Genomic DNA, 8,600 nt, shown 5'->3' on the forward strand with positions numbered 1-8,600 from the left:
TCTGTGCTGGAAAATGTGATGTTCCCACTGGATATGTTCTCTAATGATACTTACCGTGACCGGGTGAAGCGGGCACAGTTTTGTCTGGACCGTGTGAACTTGATTGATGCGCAGTCAAAATATCCTGGAGAAATCAGTGGGGGGATGCAGAAGCGTGTGGCTATTGCACGTGCCATTGCTTTGCAACCAAAATACTTGTTCTGTGACGAACCTAATTCTGGTCTTGACCCTAAGACGTCGTTGGTGATTGATGATTTGATTCATGATATTACCAAAGAATATAATATGACGACAATCATTAATACGCACGATATGAACTCTGTGATGGGTATTGGTGAAAGCATATTGTATATTTACCAGGGTCACAAGGAATGGGAAGGAACAAAAGACGAGGTATTCAATGCTACGAACGAGCGGTTGAATAACTTCATCTTTGCTTCAGACTTGTTGCAGAAGGTGAAGAAAGAGGAAAATAGCAAGGCCCGTAAAGTTTGATATTGACAAGAGTCAGGTTGAAATAATAGGGAACGGCAGAAGGTGGATATGCTTTCTGCCGTTTTTATTTGGATGGTTGACAAGGATTCAGAAGCCGTAAAGATTTTTTAGCTTGTCAGTTTGGTTATTGAAAGATTAAACATTATTTTTGCAACCTCTTTTGATAAATACGAGAAATAATTAATAATTAAATAAATAAGTCGAAAATGAATATTTCATTGCAAAATGTAGACAACGTAAGCGCTGTGCTTACTGTTCAGATTGAAAAAGCTGATTATCAGGAAAAAGTTGAAAAAGCACTGAAAACTCTTCGTCAGAGAGTAAATATGCCAGGATTCCGTAAGGGAATGGTTCCTATGGGATTGATTAAAAAACAGTACGGAACTTCTGTATTGTTGGAAGAAGTTGACAAACTGTTGCAGGAAAAAGTAGGTGAGTATATCCGTGAAAACAAAGTAAACATGCTGGGTACTCCTCTGCCGAAGGAAAATAACGCAAACTTTGAAACTGATGAGAATTTTGAATTCTCTTTCGATATTGCATTGGCTCCTGAATTCAATGTAGAATTGTCTAATAATGATACTGTTGACTACTATGATATTAATGTAACTGACGAAATGGTAGATCAGCAGGTAAATATGTACAGACAGCGTACTGCTAAGTATGACAAGGTTGAAGACTACCAGGATAAGGATATGCTGAAAGGTCTGTTGGCTGAACTGGATGAAAACGGCAATACAAAAGAAGGTGGTTTGCAGGTAGAAGGTGCCGTAATGATGCCTTCATACATGAAAAACGATGACCAGAAAGCTATCTTCAACGGTGCAAAGGTAAATACTGTATTGGTATTTAACCCGTCAGTTGCTTTCGATAACAACGAGGCAGAATTGGCTTCTCTGTTGAAAGTGAAGAAAGAAGAAGTAGCTAACTACAAAGGCAACTTCAGCTTCCAGATTGAAGAAATCACTCGTATGATTCCGGGTGACTTGACTCAGGAACTGTTCGACCAGGTATTGGGTGAAGGAAAGGCTCACAGCGAAGAAGAATTCCGTGCTCAAATAAAGGAAACAATTGCAAAACAGTTTGAAGCTGACAGCGACTATAAGTTCTTGTTGGATGTACGTACTTACTTGTCAGAAAAAGTTGGTAAACTTCAGTTTGCAGACGGACTGATGAAACGTATCATGCTGGAAAACAACAAGGAAAAAGGTGAAGAATTCGTTTCTGAAAACTACGAAAAGAGCTTGGAAGAACTGACTTGGCACCTGATTAAAGAAAAACTGGTAGCTGCTAACGATATCAAGGTAGAACAGGCTGATATTACTAACATGGCTAAGGAAGCTACTCGTGCACAGTTTGCTCAGTATGGTATGATTAACGTTCCTGATGAGTTGTTGGAAAACTACTCAAAAGAAATGTTGAAGAAACGTGAAAGTGTAGAAGCTTTGGTAAACCGCGTGGTTGAGTCTAAGTTGTCTGAGATTTTGAAAGGACAGGTAACACTGAATCACAAAGCTGTTTCTGCAGAAGAATTCAACAAAATGTTTCAGTAAGCAATTCAGCTCTCAAAATTGATTGCTAAAATATTCTAAAAAGGGAGGCTTTTAACTTGACTTCTTCTGTAAGATGGAAGTGTTTTGTACTTTTGTTTATTCAGAGGAAGGGGTTGGAAGCCTCTTTTATATTGTAGAATTAATATAAAGATTATGATGGACGATTTTAGAAAATATGCTACCAAGCATCTCGGAATGAACAGTATGGTACTTGATGATGTAATCAAGTCACAGGCTGGATACTTGAATCCGTATATTTTGGAAGAGCGTCAGTTGAATGTGACACAACTGGATGTCTTTTCTCGTTTGATGATGGATCGTATCATTTTCCTTGGAACCCAGATTGACGATTATACGGCCAATACTTTGCAGGCTCAGCTCTTGTATCTGGATTCGGTGGATTCGGGTAAAGATATTTCTATTTATATCAATTCTCCGGGCGGATCAGTGTACGCTGGTTTGGGAATTTATGATACTATGCAATTTATCAGTAGTGATGTGGCTACAATTTGTACAGGTATGGCAGCTTCTATGGCAGCTGTGCTGCTGGTAGCTGGAAAAGAAGGAAAGCGTTCAGCTTTGACTCACTCGCGGGTGATGATTCATCAGCCGATGGGAGGAGCGCAAGGACAGGCTTCGGATATTGAAATTACCGCTCGTGAGATTCAAAAGTTGAAGAAAGAGTTGTATACGATTATAGCAGATCATTCTCATACTGAGTTTGATAAAGTGTGGGCAGATTCTGACCGTGATTATTGGATGACAGCATCTGAGGCTAAGGAGTATGGTATGATTGATGAGGTACTCTCTCGTAAACCTTCATTATAATATTGTGATTTACTAAAAACTAGATAGGCTTTGGAAGAAAAAAAGACTTCAAGAAATTCAAAAAGAAGATGTAGCTTTTGCGGTCGCACGGAAGATGAAGTGGGCTTCCTGATTACGGGGGTCAATGGATGTATCTGTGACAGTTGTGCGGAACAGGCACACGAAATCGTAAAAGAAGCGATGCATCACCAGGGGCAGACGAAATCGGATTTGAGTTTGTCTGAACTCCCTAAACCCAAGGATATTAAAGAGTTCCTGGATCAGTATGTGATTGGCCAGGACGATGCGAAACGCTATTTGGCTGTCGCAGTGTATAATCATTATAAACGTTTGCTTCAGCCGAAGGATAAGAATGATGTGGAAATAGAAAAATCAAACATCATTATGGTGGGAAGTACCGGAACGGGGAAGACTTTGCTGGCTCGTACAATCGCTAAATTGCTTCATGTACCTTTTACCATTGTAGATGCGACTGTGTTAACGGAAGCAGGCTATGTGGGAGAAGATATAGAAAGTATTTTGACTCGTTTGCTTCAAGTGGCTGACTATAATGTGGAGGAGGCTGAGAGGGGTATAGTTTTCATTGATGAAATTGATAAAATAGCCCGGAAAGGAGATAACCCTTCTATTACGCGTGATGTAAGTGGAGAAGGAGTGCAGCAAGGCTTGTTGAAATTGCTGGAAGGGTCTGTCGTAAATGTACCTCCTCAGGGAGGGCGCAAGCATCCGGATCAGAAAATGATTCCGGTTAATACTAAAAATATCTTGTTTATTTGTGGAGGGGCTTTTGATGGTATTGAACGAAAAATAGCTCAACGTTTGAACACAAATGTAGTGGGATATAGTGCTGCGAAGGAAGCGGTGAAGATTGATCGTGGAAATTTGATGCAATATATTGCCCCTCAGGACTTGAAATCATTTGGTTTGATTCCAGAAATCATTGGTCGCTTGCCGGTACTTACTTATTTGAACCCGTTGGACCGTACGGCGCTGCGTAATATTCTTACAGAACCTAAAAATTCGATAGTCAAGCAATATGTGAAATTGTTTGAAATGGATGGGGTAAAATTAGAATTTGAACCGGAAGTGTTTGAATATATTGTGGATAAGGCAATAGAGTATAAGCTAGGTGCTCGTGGTTTACGTTCTATCGTGGAGACTATTATGAATGATGTCATGTTTGAAATTCCGTCGCAACAGGTCGAATGTTTTGCGGTGACATTGGATTATGCCAAACAACAAATGGGGAAGGCAAATGTTTCTCGTCTGCAAATGGCATAATGTAAAGGTTTTTTGGTGAGAAAATAGAAACTTCCGATGAAATATTCCCTGAAATATTTGTGTAATATGAAAAGTTGTTTATAACTTTGTTACATGCGGGAACAAAATTTCGACAATCAATGAAAATCTAAATTCAAGGACAATGGCGGAAAATATCAGTTTAGTAGCAGCACTTAAAAAGTATTTTGGATTCGATACTTTTAAAGGAAATCAGGAAGCGATTATCCGGAACTTATTATCAGGGAAGGATACGTTTGTGTTAATGCCGACAGGAGGTGGAAAGTCTTTATGCTATCAACTTCCTTCTCTGTTGATGGATGGGACTGCTATTGTGATTTCACCGCTGATTGCACTGATGAAGAATCAGGTAGATGCCATGCGTAATTTTAGTGAGGAAGATGGTATAGCCCATTTTATAAACTCCTCATTGACCAAATCGGCTACTGATCAAGTGAAGGCTGATATTATTGCTGGAAAGACAAAGTTGCTTTATGTGGCGCCTGAATCTTTAACTAAAGAGGAAAATGTAGATTTTCTGAGGCATGTGAAGATTTCATTTTATGCGGTGGATGAGGCGCATTGTATTTCTGAATGGGGGCATGACTTCCGTCCGGAATATCGCCGGATTCGTCCAATTATTAATGAAATTGGAAAAGCACCTGTGATTGCTTTGACAGCAACGGCTACCCCTAAGGTAAAAATGGATATTCAGAAGAATTTGGGCATGATGGATGCTACGGAGTTTCGTTCGTCATTTAATCGTCCTAATCTTTATTATGAAGTGCGTGCGAAGACTGCAAATGTGGACAGGGACATTATAAAGTTCATTAAACAGAATGAAGGTAAGTCTGGCATTATCTATTGTCTGAGTCGCAAAAAGGTAGAGGAGTTGACAGAGATATTATTGGCAAATGGAATCAAGGCTCGTGCCTATCACGCAGGTATGGATTCTGCAACACGCAACGGGAATCAGGATGCTTTTCTGAAAGAGGATATTGATGTAATTGTGGCAACGATTGCATTCGGAATGGGAATTGACAAGCCAGATGTGCGTTTTGTGATTCATTATGATGTCCCTAAGAGTCTGGAAGGATATTATCAGGAAACCGGACGTGCCGGAAGAGACGGAGGGGAAGGACAGTGTATAACATTCTATTCCAACAAAGATTTGCAGAAACTGGAAAAATTTATGCAAGGTAAGCCTATTTCAGAGCAGGAAATTGGACGTCAATTATTACAGGAAACAGCGGCCTATGCAGAATCTTCAGTGTGTAGAAGAAAAATTTTGTTACATTATTTTGGGGAAGAATATACGGAAGATAATTGTGGTAATTGTGATAACTGTTTAAATCCGAAGAAACAAGTGGAGGCTCAGGATTCATTGTGTGCAGTGATTGAAACAATCATTGCTGTAAAAGAAAATTTTAAGCAAGATTATATAATTGATATATTGTTGGGTAAAGAAACATCTGAAGTGCTGGCTCATAAGCATGAAGATTTAGAGGTGTTTGGCTCAGGCATGGGAGAAGAGGAAAGGTTGTGGAATGCAGTCATCCGACAGGCTCTTATAGCTGGTTACTTGGCAAAAGATGTGGAAAACTATGGCTTATTAAAAGTTACGCCAGAGGGACATAAGTTTTTGAAAAAACCGAAATCATTTAAGATAGTAGAGGATGCTGATTTTGAGGAAGAGGAAGTGGATGAAACTCCAATGAGAAGCGGAGCCTCGTGTGCGGTTGACCCCGTGTTGTATTCTATGCTGAAGGATTTGCGTAAGAAAATGGCGAAAAGATTGGACGTACCGCCTTATGTTATTTTCCAGGATCCTTCTCTTGAGGCGATGGCTACAATTTATCCGGTTACATTGGAAGAATTGCAAAACATTCCAGGGGTCGGAGCCGGAAAGGCTAAGCGTTACGGGCAGGAGTTCTGTGAGTTGATTAAGAAACATTGTGAGGAAAATGAGATTGATCGTCCGGAGGATTTGAGGGTACGCACTGTCGCTAACAAGTCTAAATTGAAGGTGTCTATTATTCAGAGTATTGATAGAAAGGTGGCCCTTGATGATATTGCAGTAGCTAAGGGTATAGAATTTGGTGAATTGCTGGATGAGATTGAAGCTATTGTATATTCAGGAACCAAATTGAATATAGACTATTTCCTGGAAGAAATTATGGATGAAGATCATATGCAGGACATTTATGATTATTTCAAGGAATCAGTTACTGACAAGATAGATGATGCGATGGATGAACTAGGTGACGATTATACGGAGGATGAAATTCGTCTGGTACGTATCAAGTTCATTTCTGAAATGGCTAACTAATTTTTTTAGCTGATAATATTTGCAGCTGCTTGTGATGGATGTTCCTTACAAGTAGCTGCTTTTTTATGTCACGTACAGATGGCATAAAAAGATGTTAACTACAGTTTCGCTTTTTGAGAAAATTCTGTATATTTGCACGCAATAAAATCTAAAGCATAAAGCCCTATGTCATTTATTGCAGATAAAGTTGTTATGGACGGATTAACTTACGATGATGTATTGTTGATTCCGGCCTATTCTGAGGTTTTACCTAAAACAGTCGAACTCTCGACTAAGTTCTCACGTAACATTGAGTTAAAAATTCCGTTTGTAACTGCGGCTATGGATACCGTTACCGAAGCACAGATGGCCATTGCCATTGCTCGTGAAGGAGGTATTGGAGTAATTCATAAAAACATGTCGATTGAAGAACAAGCTCGTCAGGTGGCAATTGTAAAACGCGCGGAGAACGGAATGATTTATGATCCGGTGACCATTAAGAGAGGTTCTGTAGTGAAAGATGCACTCGATTTGATGGCTGAATATAAAATCGGAGGTATTCCTGTAGTAGATGATGAGAATTACTTGGTGGGTATTGTTACAAATCGTGACTTGCGCTTTGAAAAAGATATGAATAAGCGTATTGATGAAGTGATGACAAAGGAAAATATTGTGACAACTGAGCCGGGTACAGACATGGAAACTGCGTCCAAAATTCTACAGGAAAATAAGATTGAAAAACTTCCGGTGGTAGATAAGGATGGGAAGCTGATAGGCTTGATTACTTATAAAGATATTACAAAAGCGAAAGATAAGCCGATGGCTTGCAAAGATTCTAAAGGTCGTTTGCGTGTTGCTGCCGGTGTAGGAGTGACTGCCGATACATTCGACCGTATGGAAGCATTGGTGAATGCAGGTGCAGATGCCATTGTGATTGATACTGCTCACGGGCATTCAATGTACGTGATTGAAAAACTGAAAGAAGCTAAAAAACGTTTCCCGGGAATTGATATTGTAGTGGGAAATGTGGCAACAGGTGAAGCTGCAAAAATGTTAGCTGAAGCTGGTGCAGATGCTGTAAAAGTTGGTATCGGTCCGGGTTCTATCTGTACAACTCGTGTGGTTGCCGGTGTGGGGGTTCCTCAGTTGACGGCTGTATATGATGTGGCAAAAGCCTTGGAAGGAACGGGCATTCCTTTGATTGCAGACGGTGGTTTGCGTTATTCGGGTGATGTGGTGAAAGCATTGGCTGCGGGTGGCTATAGCGTCATGATTGGTTCTTTGGTTGCTGGTACAGAGGAATCTCCGGGCGACACAATCATCTTTAATGGTCGTAAGTTTAAATCATATCGTGGAATGGGCTCATTGGAAGCCATGGAGAACGGTTCGAAAGATCGTTATTTCCAGAGTGGAACTACTGATGTGAAAAAGCTCGTTCCCGAAGGTATCGCAGCTCGCGTTCCTTATAAAGGTTCTTTGTATGAAGTAATTTATCAGCTGGTAGGTGGTTTGCGTGCAGGTATGGGATACTGCGGGGCTCATAACATTGCTGAATTACACAATGCGAAGTTTACTCGTATTACTAATGCCGGAGTGCTGGAAAGTCATCCGCATGATGTCTCTATTACAAGTGAGGCACCTAACTATAGTCGTCCTCAGTAAGATAGTCTTTGACTTATAATACGTATATAATCATTCTGACGTCAGGCAGCCTGCTTCTGGCAAGTTTTGCCTGACGAACAGGATGATTTTTTGTTTAATGAAATGATAAATTGAATCTGTTATGTATCGATTTGCGTGGTTGTGCTTATGTTTGTTGCTGGAGTTGAGATGCTCTGTTTCGTATGCTGAAAATCACAGAGTGCTTTTCCAGATTGATGGAGAAGAAACTTCGGTGGAAGAATTTGAGCATTATTATGCTCAGGCATATGCTGCCAGCCGAGTTCCGGTAGAACAATTTTTTTCTCATTTTCTGTATTATAAGTTGAAAGTGGCAGATGCTAAAAGAAAGAACTGGGATAGTTTAACAGATTTCCGGTTGCAATGTAATGTCTTGCAGAATGAAATTCTGAGAGCTGAAAAGAAGGACGTGTCGAAAAAACAAGTCACTCCTTTAAATTGGGTAAGATTTCGTCAGA

The 8,600-nt window shown here is 40.1% G+C and carries 7 protein-coding genes; all 7 read left to right on the forward strand.

The annotated features are described in order from the left end of the window. Positions 1–495: ABC transporter ATP-binding protein (locus ACMJ0U_RS01180; RefSeq protein ID WP_417127622.1), on the forward strand; the 495-nt coding region annotated here is incomplete at its 5' end. A 206-nt stretch (positions 496–701) separates the two neighbouring features. Beyond that, complete coding sequence (tig, locus tag ACMJ0U_RS01185; protein WP_417127624.1) at positions 702–2,048, forward strand: trigger factor; 1,347 nt, start codon at positions 702–704, stop codon at positions 2,046–2,048. A gap of 156 nt (positions 2,049–2,204) precedes the next feature. Beyond that, entirely contained in the window at positions 2,205–2,876 is a 672-nt protein-coding gene (gene clpP, locus ACMJ0U_RS01190; RefSeq protein ID WP_148330259.1) for an ATP-dependent Clp endopeptidase proteolytic subunit ClpP, read from the forward strand. A gap of 30 nt (positions 2,877–2,906) precedes the next feature. Next, on the forward strand, positions 2,907–4,157 hold the full coding sequence (gene clpX, locus ACMJ0U_RS01195; protein WP_417127626.1) for an ATP-dependent Clp protease ATP-binding subunit ClpX: 1,251 nt from the start codon (positions 2,907–2,909) through the stop codon (positions 4,155–4,157). 142 nt (positions 4,158–4,299) lie between these two features. Beyond that, positions 4,300–6,483: a DNA helicase RecQ gene (gene recQ, locus ACMJ0U_RS01200; RefSeq protein WP_417127627.1), complete on the forward strand. Its 2,184-nt coding sequence runs from the start codon at positions 4,300–4,302 to the stop codon at positions 6,481–6,483. Positions 6,484–6,648: 165 nt separating this feature from the next. Continuing rightward, positions 6,649–8,124, forward strand: a complete 1,476-nt coding sequence (guaB, locus tag ACMJ0U_RS01205) for an IMP dehydrogenase (protein WP_417127629.1) — start codon at positions 6,649–6,651, stop codon at positions 8,122–8,124. Positions 8,125–8,245: 121 nt separating this feature from the next. After that, positions 8,246–8,600: hypothetical protein (locus ACMJ0U_RS01210; protein ID WP_417127630.1), on the forward strand; the 355-nt coding region annotated here is incomplete at its 3' end.

Source organism: Phocaeicola sp. (assembly GCF_048170425.1).
Classification (GTDB): Bacteria; Bacteroidota; Bacteroidia; order Bacteroidales; family Bacteroidaceae; genus Phocaeicola.

Excerpts from the sequence above, each read along its gene's own strand:
- tig (WP_417127624.1), top strand. The coding sequence starts at position 702 with ATGAATATTTCATTGCAAAATGTAGACAACGTAAGCGCTGTGCTTACT.
- clpP (WP_148330259.1), top strand. The coding sequence starts at position 2,205 with ATGGACGATTTTAGAAAATATGCTACCAAGCATCTCGGAATGAACAGT.
- recQ (WP_417127627.1), top strand. The coding sequence starts at position 4,300 with ATGGCGGAAAATATCAGTTTAGTAGCAGCACTTAAAAAGTATTTTGGA.
- guaB (WP_417127629.1), top strand. The coding sequence starts at position 6,649 with ATGTCATTTATTGCAGATAAAGTTGTTATGGACGGATTAACTTACGAT.